Genomic DNA, 17,995 nt, shown 5'->3' on the forward strand with positions numbered 1-17,995 from the left:
TCTACTGCCCCATGGCCTCGCGCAGGCTGCGCGGGCGCATGTCGGTCCAGACCTGCTCGATGTGGTCGAGGCAGCTCTGCTTCGCCCCTTCGAAGCCGGCCTCCCGCCAGCCGCGCGGCAGGGGCCGCTCGGCGAACCAGATGGAGTACTGCTCCTCGTCGTTGACCACGACCTTGTACTGGCCGTCGCGCATGTCAGTGCCTTTCCACTCGGGGGAGCCGGGTGATCGTCGCCGGCTTCTTCTCCTCGCCCTGGCCGCGCAGTTCCTCCACGAGCCCGGCCATGCCGGCCACGGTGGGCACCTGGAAGAGGCTGCGCATGGGCAGCCGGACGCCGATCTTCTTCCTGATGAGGGCGATGAGCTGGACCGCCACCAGCGAGTTGCCGCCCAGCTCGAAGAAGTCCTGCTCGACGCTGACGCGGCGGGCGCCGAGCACCTCGCCCCACAGCCCGGCGAGCACGCTCTCCAGCTCGTTGCGCGGGGCGACGTGATCGTCGGAGTCCAGGCCGGCCTCGCCGGCGGCGGAGGCCGCGGCCAGCTCGTCGGCGACGGTGTCCTGGGTCAGCTCGCGTACCCCGGCCACGAACTCGGGCAGCGCCGTGGCGTTGACCACGACCTGGACGCCCAGGTCGGCGGCGAGCAGGCGGCGGAACGCCTCGGCGCCGTCCGCCGGCGGGATGCCGCGCTTGGCGCCGTCGAGGTCCAGGGCGACGCCCGCGGTCGCGGACTCCTCCTTCACCGTCACGTCCTCGGCCGCCTGCTTCGCGTCCTCGCCGACGGAGCGGGACACCGCCTCCGGGTCGACGCGCCTGAGCACGAAGTCGGAGATGCTCACCACCGGCTCGCCGGCCTCGCCGTACAGGGTGAGGTCGGCGGCGAGCACCTCGCCGCCGCCGGTGTCGCGCAGCCGGGCGTGGCTCCACAGCGTGGCGGGCAACGGGGCGTGCACGGTGATGCGGCCGTAGCCGAGCGGCAGGTAGCTGTGCTCGCCGGAGACGGAGATGAACGCGGTCGCCTCGTCCAGCAGCGCCGGGTGCAGCGGCAGGGCGGCCAGTTCGGCGGCGACGCCGGGACCGGCCTCCAGGTGGGCGAGCTGCTCGTTCTGGCCCAGCCGTACGGTGCGCAGGCTGGTCCACCGCGAGCCGAACGTGACCAGCCCGGAGGCCGAGGCGAACGGGTTGGCCTCGTCGGAGCCGTGGACGCAGCGGGAGCGGACCTCGGCCAGGTCACCGGCGCTCTCCCCGGCCGCCACCCAGGCCGCCGAGCCTCTGGCGTGCTGGGCCGGCTCGCCGCCGGCGATGCTGACCACCTCGAAGTCCATGCCGTCGCCGGTGGGGGTGAGCAGCACCCGCAGTTCGGCGCTGGACCCCTCGGCGACCGGCAGCGGCGCGATGAAGGCGACGTCGCGCAGCTCGATCGCGTGCCCCGGACCCGGGGGCGGCACGGCCGCCTCGAACGCGGCGCGGGCGCTCTCCAGGTAGCCGGTGCCGGGCATGACCGGCACCCCGGCCACCCGGTGCTCGTCCAGGAGCCAGTGCGTCTCGGGCGACAGGGTCGCGGCGTACCAGGGCTGGCGGCCGGCGCTCTCGTGCCGATGGCTGAGGACGGGGTGCTCCAGCCGGGTCACCCGGTCGCCGCGCTGCAGGGCGCGGAAGGCCACCGGGGCGGCGACCTCGGCGGCCATGCCGACCTCCAGCCAGGCCCCCCAGTTCACCGACAGAACCCGGCCGGGCCAGACGTGCGCGTAGGCGTCCATGAAGTTGTTGGCCGCGCAGTAGTCGACCTGGCCGAACCCGCCCGCGACGGCGGTCACCGACGAGCAGAGCAGGACGAAGTCGAGCGGCAGGTCGCCGAACACCTCGCGCAGCGCCAGCGTCCCGGCGACCTTGGGCGCCATGACGTCGTCGGCGGCCTCGCGCTCCTTGACCTCGGCCATGCCGCCGCCGGGGACGCCGGCCGCGTGCACGATGCCGTCGACGCGGCCGAACCTGCCGAGCGCCTCGTCCTTGGCCCGGCGCAGCGACCCGGGGTCGGTCACGTCGGCGGCCAGCACGATCACCTCGGCGCCCGCCCGCTCCATGCGCAGCACCGCGGCCACGGCCCGCCGCACCCGCTCCGGCGCGCCGTCGAGCGTGTCCCACTCCGCACGGGGCGGCAGCCCGGAACGTCCGAGCAGCACCAGCCTGGCCTGGACGCGCCGGGCCAGGTCCTCGGCCAGCGTGAGGCCGATGCCGCCGAGCCCGCCGGTGATGACGTACACGCCGTGCCGGCGCAGCGGGTCGTCCTGCGGGGGCAGCGGCACCTGCTCGAAACCGCGCACCCAGCGGCGGCCGGCACGCAGCACGACGGGGGACGGCGGCACGCCCTCCTCCGGCTCCGCGGGCTCGGTGGCCAGCTCCGCCAGCACCTTCCCCACCTCGTACGGCCCCACCTCGTACGGCCCGGCCTCCAGGTCGAGATGGCGGGCCGTCAGCCAGCGGGCCTCCAGCGGGACGACGCCGGTGATGCCGGCGACGGTGGCGTGCTCGGGCCGGTGGACGTCCTGGCCGGTGACGCCCTGCGTGCCGGCGGTCAGGATGTCGAGCCGCACCCCCGCCTCGCGCTCGGCGCCGGCCAGCGCCTGCACGAGGGCGAGCAGGCTGTGGAAGCCGAGGTCCTGGGCGGCGGTGGCCCGCGCGGCCGTGGTCGCCGGCTCGCCGTCGAGCGTCCAGGCGTGGATGACGCGGGCCGGTACGCCGGTCTCGGTGAGCAGCGCCTCGTAGTCGTCGCGTTCGGCGGGGCGGACGGTGACGGTGCCGTCGGGTGCGGTGCCGTACGCGCTGCCGGGGACCACCCGCACGGCGTCGGCGCCGGCCGCGCGCAGCCCGTCAAGCAGCGGCTCGGCGGCGGGGCCCGCGAAGACCAGGCAGCGCAGGCCGGCCAGCGCGGCGGTCCCGGCGGGGGCCAGGGGCGCCTGACGCCAGGCCGGCGCCGAGAACCACTCCTCCAGCGGGAGCGCTCCCGCCCGCGGCGGCCGGGTGAAGACGAGCTCCGGGTCGAACGCGGTGCGCACCCAGTGCTCGGCGCGCTCGTACGGGTAGGCGGGAAGCGGGACGCGGCGCGCGGGCTCGGCCAGGGCGTCGGTGTCCAGCGGGACCCCCGCCGTCCACAGGGCGCCGGCCGCGGCGTAGACGATCTCCAGGTCGGGCCGGGCGTCGGCGGGGCCGGGGAGGCTGGCCAGCGGCTGCGGCGCGGACTTGGGCAGCTGGGTCCTGGCCAGGCCGGCGAGCTGGCGTCCGGGACCGCACTCCACCAGCCGCCACTCGCCCTCGGCGACCAGCGTCGCCACGCAGTCGCCGAACCGGACCGCCTCGCGCAGGTGCCGCGTCCAGTAGCCGGGGTCGGTGGCCTGCTCGGCGGTGATCCAGGTGCCGGTGACGTTCGACAGGAAGGGCAGGCCGGGCGCGTGCCGGGCCGCGGCGGCGACGGCCTCGTGGAAGTCGCCGAGTATCGGGTCCATCATCGCCGAGTGGAAGGCGTGCGAGGTGCGCAGCGCGGTGTGCTGGACGCCGCTCTCCTCCAGCCGGGCGGCGTAGGCGGCGATCAACTCGCCGGGTCCGGCGACGACGCACGTTCCCGGGCCGTTGACGGTGGCGATCGACAGGCCGTCGGGCAGGTCCCCGCGTACCTCTTCCTGGTCGCGGCGCAGGGCGAGCATCGCGCCCGGCGGCATGCTCTGCATGAGCCGGCCCCGGGTGGCCACCAGGCGCAGCGCGTCGGGCAGGGAGAAGACGCCCGCGACGGTCGCGGCCACGTACTCGCCGATGCTGTGCCCGATCATCGCGGCGGGCTCCACGCCCCACGAGCGCCACAGGGCGGCCAGCGCCCACTCCACCGTGAACAGCGCTGGCTGGGTGAGCCCCGTCTGCCGCAGCCGCTCGTCGGCGGCCTCCTTCTCCTCCTCGGCGGGGAAGAGCAGCGTGCGCAGGTCCAGGCCCAGCTCGTCGCGCAGGATCGCGGCGCACTCGTCGACCGCGGCGGCGAAGACCGGCTGGGTGCTGTAGAGCCCGGCGCCCATGCCCGCGTACTGCGCGCCCTGGCCGGAGAACAGCCACGCGACCTTGGGCGTGCCCGCCTTGCCCTTGACCACGCGGCGCGGGGTGGACAGCGCCGTGATCGCGTCGGCGGCGTCGCCGGCCACCACGGCGGCCCGGTGCGCGTACCGCCGCCGGCCCGTCCGCAGCGTGTGGGCCACGTCGGCCAGGTCGGCCTCGCTGCCCTTGAGGTGGCCGGCCAGCCTGGTCACGGCCGCGTCCAGCGCGGCCGGGGTGCGCGCCGACAACAGCAGCAGGTGGGCGGGTCGCGGCTGGGCGGTGGGCAGGGGCGCGGGCGGCGCCTGCTCGACCAGGACGTGCGCGTTGGTGCCGCCGATGCCGAACGAGCTGACGCCGGCGCGGCGAGGGAAGCCGTTCGTCTCCCACTTGGTCAGCGTCGAGACGACGTGGAAGGGGTTGGTGCCGAAGTCGATGCGCGGGTTCGGCTTGTCGTAGTTGAGGCTCGGCGGGATCATGCCGTGCTCCAGCGCGAGCACGGTCTTGATGAAGCCCGCGATGCCGGCGGCGGGGCCGAGGTGGCCGATGTTGGTCTTGACCGAGCCGATGCCGCACCAGCCCGCCTCGTCGGTGCCGGCGCCGAGCACGCTGGACAGGGCGCCCACCTCGATCGGGTCGCCCAGCGAGGTGCCGGTGCCGTGCGCCTCGACGTAGGTGACGGTGCGCGGGTCGATCTGGGCGACGCCCAGCGCCTGCGAGACCGCGGCCGCCTGGCCCTCGGCGCTCGGCGCCGAGAAGCCCATCTTGGTGGCGCCGTCGTTGTTGATCGCGTTGCCGATCACCACGGCGCGGATGTGGTCGCCGTCGGCGACGGCGTCCGACAGCCGCTTCAGCACGGCGATGCCGCCGCCACCGCCCCAGATCGTGCCCGCCGCGGAGGCGTCGAAGGCGCGGCAGTGCCCGTCAGGGGCGTAGATGCCGTCCTGGTGGAACTGATACCCCCACTCGGCGGGCATCTCCAGGGAGGCGCCGCCGGTGAGCGCCATGTCGCACTCGCCGGTGCGCAGCGCCTCGCACGCCACGTGCAGGGCGACGAGCGAGGAGGAGCAGGCGGTGTGCAGGGTCAGGCTGGGGCCGCGCAGGTCGAGCTTGTACGACACCAGCGTGGCCAGGTAGTCGGGGTGGTTGCCGGTGTAGACGGCGAGGTTGCCGACCGAGGCGAACACCTTCTTGTTCGGCCGGATGTACAGCCATTGATACTCGTCCGAGCCGATCGCGCCGTAGACCCCGATCTCGCCGGGATAGCGGGCGGGATCGTAGCCGGCGTCGTCCAGCGCGCTGCTGGCCAGCTCCAGGAACATGCGCTGCTGCGGGTCACGCAGTTCCGCCTCGCGCGGGGACATGCCGAAGAGGGCGGCGTCCAGGGCCCGGTAGTCGTCCGCGATCGAGGACGCCGCCACGAACGTCGGATCGTCCAGCAGATAGTCCGGTACGCCGAGCGCCTCCTGCTCCTCCCGCGTGTAGAAGCGCACCGACTCGACGCCTCCGACCAGGTTGCGCCAGTAGGCGGGCACGTCCTCGGCGCCGGGCAGACGGCAGGCCAGGCCGACGACCGCGATCGGCTCGACGCCGAGCCCCTCTTCCTCGTGGTTGTGCGCAGCGGTCATTCGTTACTCTCCCGTCTGGCCCGGTGGGGCCGAGTTGAGGGTCGTGCCCGGCGCGCCGCGACCCGCATGGCGGCGCGCTCCGTTCCTGCGGTGCGTTGCTCGCCGTCCAGGTGTGCCGCGAGCGTCCGTACGGTCGGGAAGCGGAACAGGTCCACGATCGGCACCTCGCGCCCGAGTGAGGCGGTGAGGCGGGCCTGAACCTGAGCGGTGGCGAGCGAGTGCCCGCCGATCTCGAAGAAGTTCGCGTCGGCGGAGACCCGCGGCTGGCCGAGGACCTCCCGCCAGATGCCGGCGACCAGGCGCTCGGTCGCGGAGGCGGGCTCCTGGCCGGGCCCGGCCGCGGCTCGCGGGGGAGGGGCGGGAAGGGCGGCCCTGTCCACCTTGCCGTTCGGCGTCAGCGGCAGCACCGGCAGGAGCACCAGCTCGGCCGGGAGCGCGTAGTCGGGCAGGCTCGCCGCGAGATGCCGGTGCAACTCACCGGCCTGTACGGCCGCGCTCGCCGGCACCGCGTAGGCGTGCAGCACCGGCCCGCCGGGCTGCTCGGCCACCTTCGCGGCGGCCGCCCGGACCCCGGGATGGGCGGCCAGCACGGCCTCGATCTCGCCGAGCTCGACCCGGTACCCGCGGATCTTCACCTGCCCGTCGGCCCGCCCAGCCAGCACCACGCGGCCCTCCGGGTCATGGCGGCCCAGGTCGCCGGTCCGGTAGCGGGCCGTCTCGCCGTCCTGCTCGCGGCTGAAGCGCAGCCGGGTGAGCTCCTCGTCCAGGTACGCCCGCGCCAGCCGGCGGCTCCTGACCACCACCTCGCCCAGTTCCCCCACGGCGGCCGGGGCCCCGCCGGCGTCCAGCACGAGCAGCTCCGCCCCGTCCACGCCGCTGCCGATCGGCACCGGGTCGCCCGTGCCGCCCGGCCGGCCGGTGATCTCGTGGACGGCCTGCGCCTGGGGCGTCTCGGTCGTGCCGTAGGTGTTGACCAGGCGGGCCTTCGGCGCCACCGCCGCGAACCTGGCCACCTCCGCGTAGGTCAGCCGGTCCCCGCCGAACAGCACCAGCCGCAGGTCGGGCAGCTCCACCCCGGCCGCGGCGATCAGGGTGGCGAGCTGCGGGGTCAGGTGCGCGACCGTGACGGCCCGCTCGCGCAGCCAGGCCGCCAGCCGGGCCGGGTCGCGCACCCGGTCCTGGGCGGGCACGTGCAGCGTCGCCCCCAGGGTCAGCGGCGTCCAGGCGTCCCGGAGCAGCGGGTCGTGCGCCAGCCCGGCCAGCAACGCGAACCGGTCGGCGGAGGTCAGCTCGAACTCGGCCGCGTACCAGGACAGGAAGCGGGCCAGCGGGCGTTCGGCGGCCCGCACCGGCTTGGGCTCGCCGGTGGTGCCGGAGGTGAACGACAGGTAGCCGCGCTGCTCGAACGGCACGGGGAACGACGGCATGGCCCCGGCCGGTCCGGCACGTTCGGTCGGGTCGGGACGTTCGGTCGGGTCGGGGGGCTCGGTCGGGCCGGGAAGCCGGGTCAGGGTGGGAAGCCAGGCCAGGTCGGACGGGACGGGCACGCCGGGGCAGGCGATCAGCGCGCGGGCTCCCGCCGAGCGGGCCTGGGCCGCGAGGCGGGCGGGCGGCAGGGCGGAGTCGAGCACGGCCCAGCGGGCTCCGGCGCCCAGGACGCCGAGCATCAGGGCGGGCAGCTCGACCGCGCGGGCGGCCAGGATCGCCACCGTGTCGCCCGGACGCACGGCCGCGGACACGGCCCCGCCGGTCGACGTCGCGAGGCGGACCAGGCCGGCAAAGGTCAGCTCGCCATCCTCACCGGCGACCGCGACCCGTGCGCCGTCCGCCCGTGCGTGATCGTCGTCCGCCTGTCCGGGAGCGTCCGGTACGTGATCGTCGTCGGCCCACGCGAGGACGCGTTCCACCACCCCGGGTCCGTCCCAGGCGGGGAGCGGGGCGGTGCCGTCCGGCAGGCTCGTGCGGCCGCCGGGCGGGTGCGCGGGACGGAGCGACGCCTGCCGGACCGGCTGCCCGGGAGCGGTGACGAGGTCGCCGAGGATGCGGAGGTAGCCCGCGAGCAGTTCCTCGATCCGCTCCGCACGGAACAGCCGCGGGTTGTACACGGCCTGCAGCACGTACCGCCCGTCCCGTTCTCCGACGTACAGGGTCAAATCGAACAGCGCGCCCGGCAGTCCGGGCGGCAGCGGGACGGCCGTGACGCCGGGCAGCTCCAGCCGCGGCTCGGTGAAGTCGTACATGTTGAACAGCACCTGGACCAGCGGGTTCCTGGACAGGTCGCGGCCGGGCCCGAGCCGGTCGACCAGCCGCTCCAGGTGCACGTCGAGATGGGCGAGTGCGCCGGACAGCGTCTCCTGGCAGCGCCGCACGTGCGTCTCGAAGGAGCCGGCGTCATCGACGCGCAGCCGTACCGGAAGAACCTGGACCAAGCAGCCGGTCAGCGGGTGGAAGGCCGGGTCGCGCCGGTCGGCGACGGGCGCGCCGACGACCAGGTCGTGCCGGCCGGTGAGACGCCGCAGGACCTGCGCGAACGCCGCCAGCATCACCGCGTACGGCGTGCTGCCCAGACCGGCGGCCAGCGTGCGGACCCCGGCGCTGACGGCGGCGTCGGCCTCGGCGGCGGCCCCCGCGCCCTCGAACGTCTGCACGGCCGGGCGCGGATGGTCGCGGGGCAGGTCGAGCACGCTGGGCGCGCCTTCCAGGTGGTTCCGCCACCACTCCAGGCCCGCCTCCTGGTCACGCCCGCCGAGGTAGGCCACGTACCCGCCGAACGTCGTGCGCAGCGGCTCGGGTGACTCACGGCGGTAGGCGCGGCTGAGGTCGTCGTAGAGCACCCGCTGCGACCAGCCGTCGAAGACCAGGTGGTGCGCCGTGACGGCCAGCACGTGTTCCCGATCGGACAGGCGCAGCAGCCGGGCCCGCCACAGCGGTCCCGCCGCCATGTCGAAGGTGAGCCGGGCTTCGGCCTCAAGCCGTTCGGTCACCTGCGCCTCCGTGACGTCCTCCACCGGCAGCGGCACGGGTCCGGGCGGCGACACCGCGACGGCGGGAACCCCGTCCGACTGCGGCACGCGCCATCTCAGCACCTCGTGCCGCTCGGCCACGGTCGCCAGGGCGGCGCGCAGGGCGTCGGCGTCCAGCGGTCCGGACAGGCGCTGCGCCATGGCGATGTTGTGCGCGGGCGTGCCGGGCGCCAGCCGTTCCACGAACCACATCCGCCGCTGCACCGCCGACAGCGCGGCCGGCGCCGCGGCGAGCGGCTCGTCACGCACCGGTGGCGCGAGTTCCACCAGACGGGCGATCCCGGTCACGGTACGGCCCGCGAGCACGTCGCTGACCTCGATCTCCTTGCCGAGCCCGGTACGCAGCAGCGCGGTCAGGCGCATCGCCACCAGGGAGTGCCCGCCGGAGGCGATGAAGTCGTCGTCCGGCCCCGGCTCCCCGGTCCCGAACGCCTCGGCCCAGGCCGCGGCGACACCCCGCTCGGTCACGTTCGCCTCGGGCCGCTCCCGTCCGGCCTCGCGCGGCGCGCCGCTCACCGGGGCCGTCGCGCGCAGGGCCGCCATGTCGATCTTCCCGGCGACCGTCAGCGGCAGTACGGCCAGCCGGACCACCCTGGTGGGCACCATGTACGCGGGCATGCTCTCCAGGCAGTGGGCCCGCACGTCCTCGATGCCCGGCGCGTCCTCGGGCGCCAGGTAGGCGGTCAGCTCCTTCAGCCCCGCCGGGCCGGTCGCCACGTCCGCCACCGCCTGCCGTACGCCGGGATGGGCGCGCAGCACCGTCTCGATCTCGCCGATCTCGACGCGCTGGCCCTGGACCTTGACCTGCCGGTCCAGCCGGCCGATGAAGCCGATGCGGCCGTCGTCCTCCAGCACGACCTGGTCGCCGGTGCGGTACATGCGTGCCCCGGGCTCGCCTTGCGGGTCGGGCACGAACCGATCGGCCGACAGTCCGGGCCGGTCCAGGTAGCCGCGGGCCAGTTGCGGGCCGCCGATGCACAGCTCACCCGGCGTGCCGGGCGGGCAGGGCCGGAGCAGGTCGTCGAGGATGTAGGCCCGGCAGCCGGGCAGCGCGTACCCGATCGGCAGGGGCCTGTCCCAGACGCCGTCCAGTTCGGTGCCGACCACGCACACGGTGGTCTCGGTGGGGCCGTACCAGTTGAAGAAGCGCCGCCCGCCCGTCGACCAGCGGGCCACCTGCTCGGGTCCGGCCGGTTCGCCCGCGGTGAGCAGGTCGCGTAACCAGGGCAGCCGGTCCGGCTCCAGCAGCGGGAGCAGGGCGGGCGGGATGGTGCCCCAGGTCACCTGGTGGCGTTCGAGGAAGCGCTGGAGCCGTACCGGATCGACCCGGTCCTCCTCGGGGATGAACATCACCGACCCGCCGCGCGCCAGCGGGGCGAAGACGTCGAGCACCGACACGTCGAACCCGAGCGCGGCGAATCCGATCGACCGGCACCCGGCGTCGAGCCCGAACACCTCGCCCGCCATCCGCACGAAGGACACCGCCGAGTCATGGCTCACCACCACGCCCTTGGGCCGTCCCGTGGAGCCCGAGGTGTAGAGCACATAGGCCGCCGCGCCCGACGGCGTGACCCGCGCGGGCGGCTCGCCGCCGCCGGGCCGGGGCACCGCCTCCAGCCGGACGGGGAGTCCGGCCAGCAGCTCGGCGCCCGTCCCGTCCGCGACGACCGTGGTGATCCCGGCGTCCTCGACGATCCCGGACAGGCGCCGGCGCGGGTGCGAAGGATCCAGAGGCACGTACGCGCCACCGGACATGAGGACGCCGAGCACGCAGACCAGCAGGTCGGGAGTACGGCGATGGCAGATGCCGATCCGCACCTCGGGCCCGGCTCCGAGCTCGCGCAGCCGGTGGGCCAGCGCCGCCGCCGCGGAGACCAGCTCGCGGTAGGTCAGATCGCGATCACCCTGCCGCACGGCCGTCGCGTCGGGAGTACGCCCGGCCTGCGCCAGGACGAGGTCGTGAAGAAGCGTCCTGTCGGTCACTCTGTCCCCCGTTACCTTGGCTCTTCGGCGGGAATGTCCAAGCTCAGCCGCACCGTGTCGTGCGGCACGGCGACCGCGCCCAGCGCTTCTCCCCGTGAGGTGCGCAGGGGCAGGTGGAGGACCTGCCAGCGGGCCAGCCGTTCCAGTCCCGGATCGCACTGGGCCTGCCACGGCCCGGGGTCGGTGAGGTCGGGGAAGCCGGCCGCGGCGGGATCGGCTCCCTGCCCGTCGGCGGCCATCAGCGCCCTTTTCGCGGTGACGGCGCGCAGCGCCAGCCAGCGCCGGTCCTCCTCGGCGGCGTCCTCGATCTGCTCAAGCTCGTCCCCGCTCAGCTCGGACAGGCCGTCGCCGAGATCCGGCGCACGCAGGATGGCCACCCCGACCCCGGGCTCGTGCGCGGCGACCGCGGCCACCAGGGTCAGCTCGCCGGTGTGGCTCGTGCCGAGCGCGGCGCGGCCGGCGTACCGGCGCACCACCGTGGCGTGGTCGGCGGGGCGGCCGAGCCAGAGCTGAAGCTCGTCCGGCTCGGGCGGGGCGGGCTCGCCCGCGAGGTCGGCGGCGATGAGCGCGGCCAGCTCGGCGGGGCGGTCCTGGACGAACAGGTGGCCGCCGCGCAGCGTGCGCAGGCGGAATCCGGCGGTGGTGTGCCGGGACCAGCCGAGCATCTCCGCCGCCCCGACCTCGCCGTCGTCCAGCCCGGTGAAGGCCACGATGGGGGAGTCGATCGGCCGCTCGGGCGCGTAGGAGTAGTTCTTGATCCAGGTGAAGTCGGAGCGCAGCACCGGCATGAGCAGTTCGCGCAGCTCGGGCAGGTGCTTGAGCTCGAGGAGCGCGCCGGCCCTGCGGACGAGCTGGTCGATGAAGGCGTCGTCGGGCAGGTCCACGGCGGCGGCCAGCGGTACCCGGCGATCCGGCGGGTGCGCGCCGCCGACGTAGAGCCGCGACGGCCGGCGCAGACCGCGCCTGCGCAGTTCGCGCACCACCTCGAAGGCCAGGCGGGCGCCCATGCTGTGGCCGTACAGCGCGTACGGCTCGGCCGTGGCGGGCGCCACCTCGTCGGCGATCTCGGTGACCGTGAAGGCCGGCGGTTCGACGATGCGGTTCTCCCGGCCGGGAAGCTGGACGGGGACGACGGTGAGATCGGTGAGTCCGGCGAGCTCGCGCACGAGTCCGGTGTAGGCGCTGGCGCCGCCTCCGGCGTACGGGAGGCAGATCATCGTGCTGGCGGGGCGGAGATCCATGGGGTGGGGATTCTGCGCCGACGCGGCTAACTGATCACTGATCGCCCAGCACCCCCCTGCCGGGAGTCGCCGTGCGCGGCGAGTGGTGGATTCGTCGCTGAATAGAGAGGTCGTCAACCGCCATGTTACGGCGCTCCTCGACAATTGCCTCGAAACAACCTCGAAATAGAGAGATGTACAAGTGCCATGACTTAGCGTGTGATGTCACGCCGTTCACGACATTCACTCTTATATCGATGTTTGCTGGGTGTAGTCAACGGCCCGATTAGCGGGTGCCGGCTGGAGGTCGCGCGAATTCAGCACGAGAGCCCCTTGCATCACTGGTCATGCGATGATATGCGTGACCGTAAATAGGATTCGGGCATCCGAAACCTGTCCCAGGGTGACAGGGGATCTTCCGCTCGCCCGGGGTGTCCGCCGCGGCCTCGGCAAGAGGCGGGCGGGGCCTGCCGAAGTGCGGTGCCGCCTTCCGTCGTCCCTCCGGCAGCCACGCGAAATAACCTCTGTACGGCCGGGTGAGAAGAACCTCTGCCGCCCCGGGATCGCCGGCCTCCCACAGGTCACCGACTCATGTTCGGACTCGTTTGTCGCCCGGTGTGTCAAGAGGCGCGAAAAACTTCCCCATATCAGTCAGGACGATTGTCCAATCACCCTAACCCGGGCTCTGGTCACCCCGAAACTCCGGCTCGACGTGCGAAGTTGGGTGGCGCGGGCGCTCCGCGCGGCTCTCGCCGGTAGATCGTCGATCACGACATCGTTGACCGGATTACCGGCAAGGCGCTTTACCAGATGTGTCAATCGAACCCTTGGGTCCCGTGCCGCCGCAGGCGTAACGGCCATATCCGTGAACGGCGGTTCCCTCATTCTCCTGATTGACGCCCGCGCCCTATTCCGCACAGCCGGAATCGGTTTTAACCGCCCGAGGAAAGGCGCAGGTCGCGCACGCGGTCCCACCGCTGCGCCGTGACGATCTTGGCGGTGAGGTTCTCCTGGTCGTAGACGATCGACCATCGGGTGTGCTGCTGGGCGACCCGCTTGAGCAGCTGCATCGGGTCCGTGCCGCCGCCTTCGGTCAGAAGCCGGTAGCGGCGGTCGGCCAGTTTGGTGTTCCGGTCGGCGCCGGTCATCGTGATGTTGGTCAGGTAGCGCTCGTCGATGACGTTCATGCGCCCCTCGGCGAACTCCACGACCACGGACTTGCCCGCCCGGTCGGCGATCAGGTAGTGGAGTTGCGGGCCGCCGCTGAAGTCCAGGTCGTAGCGGCGCATCAGCTCGATCGCCTCGGGCACGGTCGCGGCGCGGTCGAGCATGAGCCGGATGATCCGCGTGCCGCTCACGACGGTGCGCCCCGGGGTGCGGGCGGGCAGTTCCGCGTGGGGTGCCTGGGCCAGGCCGACGGCCAGCCCCTTCTCGTTCATGCCGTCGAAGGGCATCAGCACCGCGTGCGCCAGCCGCCGCCGGTCCTGCGCGGCCTTCAGGTCCGGCCGGGCCGCCGGCGGGAACAGGTAGGAGACGTCGACCAGGGAGAGCGAGGCGTAGCCGTCCGGCGGGTCGGCGTGGACGACCATGGCCGGATTGGGGTCCCAGTCGAAGTTCCGGCCGAACTGGCCGGGGCGGTGGAACAGCGAGCACGCCCAGCGGTCCCCGTTCCTGGCCAGCTCCGCCTCGGTGAGCGGCGCCTCGGCGTCGTAACCGCCGTGGTAGGTCATCTCGTACAGCGGCATGTCGTCCAGCCGGCGCAGGCCCGCCGCCGTACGGGCGATCTCGTCCTCCGTCTGCCGGAGAATCCCGGGGCGTGCCGCCGAGGAGGGCGCCGGCGGCGCCTCGGCGGGCGCGCACGCCGTCGCTGCCGCGAGGGTCAGGGCCGACAACACCGCGAGAGCAGGGGTCCGCATGTCTGTAGTCTGCCCACCGGCACCCGCCGTGTCACGAGGGAGAAGCGGCCGCGACGGCGGGCTCCGGCTTCCTGCGGGCGCGCGGCCTGAGCACGCGCTGGACGATGAACCACTCGCCCACACCGGCGCTGACGAGGATCGACGCCCAGACCGAGGAGGTGTAGATGTCGTCGAAGGTCAGCCAGTCGTAGCGGGAGCGGACCGCCAGCCCGAGCAGCAGAAAGACCCGCAGCACCACGGCCGCGAAGGACAGCGCGTAGTTGCGGATCATCCAGACGCGGTGCACCTGGATCTGCCTGCGCCTGATCGCCAGGTAGGCCTGGGCGAGCGAGTACAGCCAGGCGGCCGTCAGCAGGTAGAAGGCCACCTGGACGGGGAACCCGCTGACGGTGAACGTCGCTGCCAGGATGGCCGCCACGGAGGCGATCAGAACGTTGATCATGTACACGCGGCCGACCACCCGGTGCAGCCTGGGGTACTTGTTGCGCAACGCCGGCACGAACTGCAGCGGTCCGAGCAGCAGGATGAGGCTCGCGGGCAGGGCGTGGCTGACGAGGTAGAGGTAGTGAAGGACGATCTCCGGATTGAGCGGGATCCTGCTCAGCGCCCGGTCGCCGGTCAGGTAGGCGGGAGCTCCGTACAAGGCGAAACCGGCGGCCGACACGGCGAGCACCGTCCAGGCGGCCCACCACGTGCGGCGGGTGGACGGAAATCTGATGGCGGGCATGGCGGACTCCAGAAGGCGGCGCGGGGATGGGCGACGAGCTTCGCCCGGCATCACGCTAACGGGGCGGATCGAGGTTTTGGCAGTGTTAGTTTTCCTTGACACTGTTAGATTTACGGCATGGCATCAGACGAAGCCGCGCCGTCCCTGCGCCGGCGGCGCCGGGGCGTGGCCGTCGGCGAGATCCTCACCGCGTCCGAGCGGCACGTCGACGAGCACGGGCCGGCCGGTCTGTCGCTGCGCGCGGTCGCCCGGAGCCTGGGCATGACCGTGCAGGCGCTCTACCACTACTTCCCCCGGCGTGACGACCTCATCACGGCGCTGGTCACCAAGGCGTTCGGCGACCTCGCCGACGCCGTGCAGGCCGCCGCGGACACCCCGCCGCACGACCCGGCCGTCCCACGCCTGGTGGCCGCCGCCGAGGGCTTCCGCACCTGGGCCATCACCCATCCCGAGCGTTTCCAGCTCATCTACGGAACGCCGCTGCGGCACTACGAGGCGCCCGTGGAAGGCGCCACCACCCAGTCGGTACGCCGGATGAGCGCCGTCTTCCGCCGCGAACTGCTCGGCGGCTACACCCCCGCGCAACTGGCCGCGTGCGAGAGCCCGGAACTGTCCCCGTCGTTCCAGGCCCATCTGGAACGGCTGCCGCCCGACGGCCTCGGTTCGCTCCCGGCTCCCGCGGCGGCACTGTTCCTGAGCACGTGGGGGCACATGTACGGGCTCGTCGCGCTGGAGGTGTTCGGGCACACGGCGTTCGTCGGCGCCCACCAGGCGGAGGTGTTCCGCGTGGCGATGCTGAACCTGGTCGCGGACGTCCGCCGCCGGATTCCCGGCCCGTGATTCTCTCCGCCCGCTATGGTGGATTAAGGTACGGCGAAACCCGTGCGTCCCCCGAGCCTTCCATCGCGACCGCCCCCGGTGATGTCATGACTTTCCCCGGCATGCGACGAACGCGAAGAGCCGCCCCCTGGAGGCACCATGTCATCCATCGGCCGTTTCGCCGCCATCTCCGCCGCCGTCCTCGGCGTCCTGTTCATCGGCCTTGAGACCGCTCGGCGAGGCGTCCAGGCATGGTGGACGACGCCGGTCACGATCCTGGAGGACTACGTCGCCGGCATCCTGCTGATCATCGCCGCGCTGGCCCTCCTCCGTTCGGCCCGCCTGAGCTGGCCGCTGATGCTGGCGGCGGGCGCGTACGCCACGGGCATGATGACCTCAAGCCTCTGGGGACGGGTCGAGGCGCAGCTCAAGGGCGAGACGTGGGAGTCGCAGCAGATCACGGTGATCGCCGTGAAGGCGCTGCTGTGGCTGCTGCCGCTCACGCTGAGCGTCATCTCGGTCCGGGAACTGCACCGGAGTCCCGCGACCGTTCAGAAGTGACCGATGAGGGTCGCGCTGCCGGGCGAGACGATCGGTGAACGACCCGGAGCGGTGTCCTGCCGGCGCACCGCTCCGGGCGAAATCGGCCGTGCTGCCTTCCCTGGCCACGGCCGGCCGGCCGACGGCAGTCCATCGGGCTCAAGGGAGGCACGTGGTCCCCGCCGCCGCTCCGGACCAGGGCGGCGGGTCCGGCTTCAGGGTGTCAGGCGTTCTCGTAGGGGATGATCTCGGCCAGGGCGGAGGCGCCGCCGAGGCTGTAGTCGCTGCGCAGCCTGATGTAGCGGGCCGTGACGCCGTCGAGCATGACGTCGTTGGGCGCGGTCATGCGGGGCCACGTGACCCGCTTGACGTCCCTGAACGTGACGCCGTCGTCGCTGACCTGCACCATGCCCTCAAGGATGGTGCCGTTCATGTTGACCCGGAGCTTGGGCTGGAAGCGTACGGCGGACAGGTTCCTGACGCGGCCGAGGTCGACGGTGATGGTGTGCGGCTGCGGCGGCACCACGGGGTAGTCGGAGTGGAAGTCGGTGGTCAGGTTGCCGTCGACGGCCCTCGCCGGATCGCCGATCCCGGGCTTGAAGGTGCTGGCGGTGGCGGTGAGCTCGGCGGGCGGGACGCGGCGGCCGGCGGGTGCGGCGGGCCAGATGTCGCGTCCCTTGCCGGGCTGTTCGGTGACGGGCGCCCGGTCGGGGCCCCTTCCCTTGCCGCGGATCAGGACGTCGGTGATGACGGAGCCGTGGTCGGAGTAGAACGGGTACGGCCGGTTGAGCGGCGACTGCTGATGGCGGGGCAGGCGCTCGACGTCGGCGCGGGAGCCCAGGACGCGGACGTCCTTGCCGCGGGCGAAGACGTAGTCGATGCGGCCGGGAATGGCGCCCATGCCGTGGAACGGGCTCCACGTGCGGCCGGGGTGGCGTCCCGCGTCGGGGTTGGCGTAGCGGAAGGTGTCGAGGAACCCGGCGTCGCTGTACTGCTTGCTGTACGGCCAGGGCAGCACCACTCCGCCGTGCCCGGGAGCGTTGGCGAACTGCTCGGACCAGTCCAGGTGCGACTGCGCGTTGAGGTCGCCGCCCATGAGGACGGGGGCGTCGTCGTCGCCGATGAAGGACGGGATGGCCTTCTCGAGGATGGCCTTGCCCATCGCGACCCGGCGGAAGTGGTCGCCCTCCAGGATCTGCTCGGTGGTCTTGGTGCGGGGCAGGCCGTGGGTGTTCTGCACGGCCGCGTCATGGGTGTCGCCGTACGCCCAGCCGTCGTGCCAGGTCCACAGGCTGAACGCGTGGACGTGTTTGCCGTTGGGCAGGCCGAGGCGGGCGCCGCCGAGGTTGAAGGAGGAGATGTCGGCGTCGGCGTAGCGGGGGTAGACCTTCTCGATCTTGAGCTTGGTGTAGAGCCACAGGTTGTCGCCGTTGACGCTGTAGTCCTGGGGCTGGGTGAGCTGCACGCCGGAGTACCGGTCGTTCGACGGCCGCCCGGCGTTCAGCCCGTCGAGGATCTTCTGGCCGGAGCCGTACCCCTCGACCACGAAGAAGACGTCGGGGTTGACCTCGTTCATGTAGTCGATCATTTGGGTCAGGTTCTCGCCGGTGGTCTCCTTGCGGTCGAACGTCCCGCCGACGAAGAGGTTCCACGCCATCAGCCGGAGCGGCGTGCCCACGTGGTTCTCGGGCAGGGAGGTGACGGCGACGTCGACCGTGATGTCCTGCTCGGGCAGGGTGAAGGGGCGGCTGCGTACCCGCCCGTCACGGCTGTAGAGGGTGTCTCGTGCCCATACCTGCTCGCCGCTTCTGACGGTGGTGACGAACTCCTGGACGCGGTGCGGCCGGGACTTGGCGGTGGCGACCACGGTGCAGGTGCGGCCGTCGCAGTCGAGGCGGTAGCTGGGCTTGGATCCCCGGTCGGCGGTGGCGGGGGTGGTGGCGGCGAGCAGTCCGGCCAGGGCCACGGCCACGGCCAGGGGAGGGGTTAAGACGCGCATGGGCATTCCTTCACGGCGAGATGTCGAGGGGACGTCTGAAGGGCCGCCGGTGCTGCCCACCCATGGTTG

General features: G+C 73.1%; 9 protein-coding genes. 2 read left to right on the forward strand and 7 right to left on the reverse strand.

Annotated features, from left to right (window positions below):
* Window position 1: 1 nt before the first annotated feature.
* The 6 genes from ACIBI5_RS46770 to ACIBI5_RS46795 all read right to left on the reverse strand — a co-directional run bounded on the left by ACIBI5_RS46770 (window position 2) and on the right by ACIBI5_RS46795 (window position 14,568).
* Window positions 2-193, reverse strand: a complete 192-nt coding sequence (locus tag ACIBI5_RS46770; RefSeq protein ID WP_397257143.1) for an MbtH family protein — start codon at window positions 191-193, stop codon at window positions 2-4.
* A 1-nt stretch (window position 194) separates the two neighbouring features.
* The gene (locus ACIBI5_RS46775) at window positions 195-5,699 is read right to left on the reverse strand and encodes an SDR family NAD(P)-dependent oxidoreductase (protein WP_397257145.1); all 5,505 of its coding nucleotides are present in this window, start codon (window positions 5,697-5,699) and stop codon (window positions 195-197) included.
* Complete coding sequence (locus ACIBI5_RS46780) at window positions 5,696-10,705, reverse strand: amino acid adenylation domain-containing protein (RefSeq protein WP_397257146.1); 5,010 nt, start codon at window positions 10,703-10,705, stop codon at window positions 5,696-5,698. Before ACIBI5_RS46780 ends, ACIBI5_RS46775 begins: the two co-directional genes overlap by 4 nt.
* Window positions 10,706-10,716: 11 nt before the next feature.
* Window positions 10,717-11,946, reverse strand: a complete 1,230-nt coding sequence (locus tag ACIBI5_RS46785) for a thioesterase II family protein (RefSeq protein WP_397257148.1) — start codon at window positions 11,944-11,946, stop codon at window positions 10,717-10,719.
* Window positions 11,947-12,857: 911 nt separating this feature from the next.
* Complete coding sequence (locus ACIBI5_RS46790) at window positions 12,858-13,841, reverse strand: linear amide C-N hydrolase (RefSeq protein ID WP_397257150.1); 984 nt, start codon at window positions 13,839-13,841, stop codon at window positions 12,858-12,860.
* 31 nt (window positions 13,842-13,872) lie between these two features.
* Window positions 13,873-14,568: a DUF2306 domain-containing protein gene (locus tag ACIBI5_RS46795; protein WP_397257152.1), complete on the reverse strand. Its 696-nt coding sequence runs from the start codon at window positions 14,566-14,568 to the stop codon at window positions 13,873-13,875.
* A 117-nt stretch (window positions 14,569-14,685) separates the two neighbouring features.
* On the opposite strand from ACIBI5_RS46795, the gene ACIBI5_RS46800 reads away from it, so the two are divergent.
* Window positions 14,686-15,408 (forward strand): TetR/AcrR family transcriptional regulator, encoded by a 723-nt coding sequence (locus ACIBI5_RS46800; protein ID WP_397257154.1) that lies wholly within the window; start codon window positions 14,686-14,688, stop codon window positions 15,406-15,408.
* A 138-nt stretch (window positions 15,409-15,546) separates the two neighbouring features.
* Window positions 15,547-15,948, forward strand: a complete 402-nt coding sequence (locus tag ACIBI5_RS46805; protein ID WP_397257156.1) for a hypothetical protein — start codon at window positions 15,547-15,549, stop codon at window positions 15,946-15,948.
* A 202-nt stretch (window positions 15,949-16,150) separates the two neighbouring features.
* Here the strand turns inward: ACIBI5_RS46805 and ACIBI5_RS46810 are convergent, their stop codons facing one another.
* Entirely contained in the window at window positions 16,151-17,926 is a 1,776-nt protein-coding gene (locus ACIBI5_RS46810; RefSeq protein WP_397257158.1) for a discoidin domain-containing protein, read from the reverse strand.
* Window positions 17,927-17,995 lie beyond the last annotated feature (69 nt).

The organism is Nonomuraea sp. NPDC050540 (assembly GCF_044457485.1).
Classification (GTDB): domain Bacteria; phylum Actinomycetota; class Actinomycetes; order Streptosporangiales; family Streptosporangiaceae; genus Nonomuraea.

What these genes read in the sequence shown, in the direction of transcription:
- ACIBI5_RS46770 (WP_397257143.1), bottom strand. Translation starts at nt 193, where the DNA reads ATGCGCGACGGCCAGTACAAGGTCGTGGTCAACGACGAGGAGCAGTAC.
- ACIBI5_RS46775 (WP_397257145.1), bottom strand. Translation starts at nt 5,699, where the DNA reads ATGACCGCTGCGCACAACCACGAGGAAGAGGGGCTCGGCGTCGAGCCG.
- ACIBI5_RS46785 (WP_397257148.1), bottom strand. Translation starts at nt 11,946, where the DNA reads ATGGATCTCCGCCCCGCCAGCACGATGATCTGCCTCCCGTACGCCGGA.
- ACIBI5_RS46790 (WP_397257150.1), bottom strand. Translation starts at nt 13,841, where the DNA reads ATGCGGACCCCTGCTCTCGCGGTGTTGTCGGCCCTGACCCTCGCGGCA.
- ACIBI5_RS46795 (WP_397257152.1), bottom strand. Translation starts at nt 14,568, where the DNA reads ATGCCCGCCATCAGATTTCCGTCCACCCGCCGCACGTGGTGGGCCGCC.
- ACIBI5_RS46800 (WP_397257154.1), top strand. Translation starts at nt 14,686, where the DNA reads ATGGCATCAGACGAAGCCGCGCCGTCCCTGCGCCGGCGGCGCCGGGGC.
- ACIBI5_RS46805 (WP_397257156.1), top strand. Translation starts at nt 15,547, where the DNA reads ATGTCATCCATCGGCCGTTTCGCCGCCATCTCCGCCGCCGTCCTCGGC.
- ACIBI5_RS46810 (WP_397257158.1), bottom strand. Translation starts at nt 17,926, where the DNA reads ATGCGCGTCTTAACCCCTCCCCTGGCCGTGGCCGTGGCCCTGGCCGGA.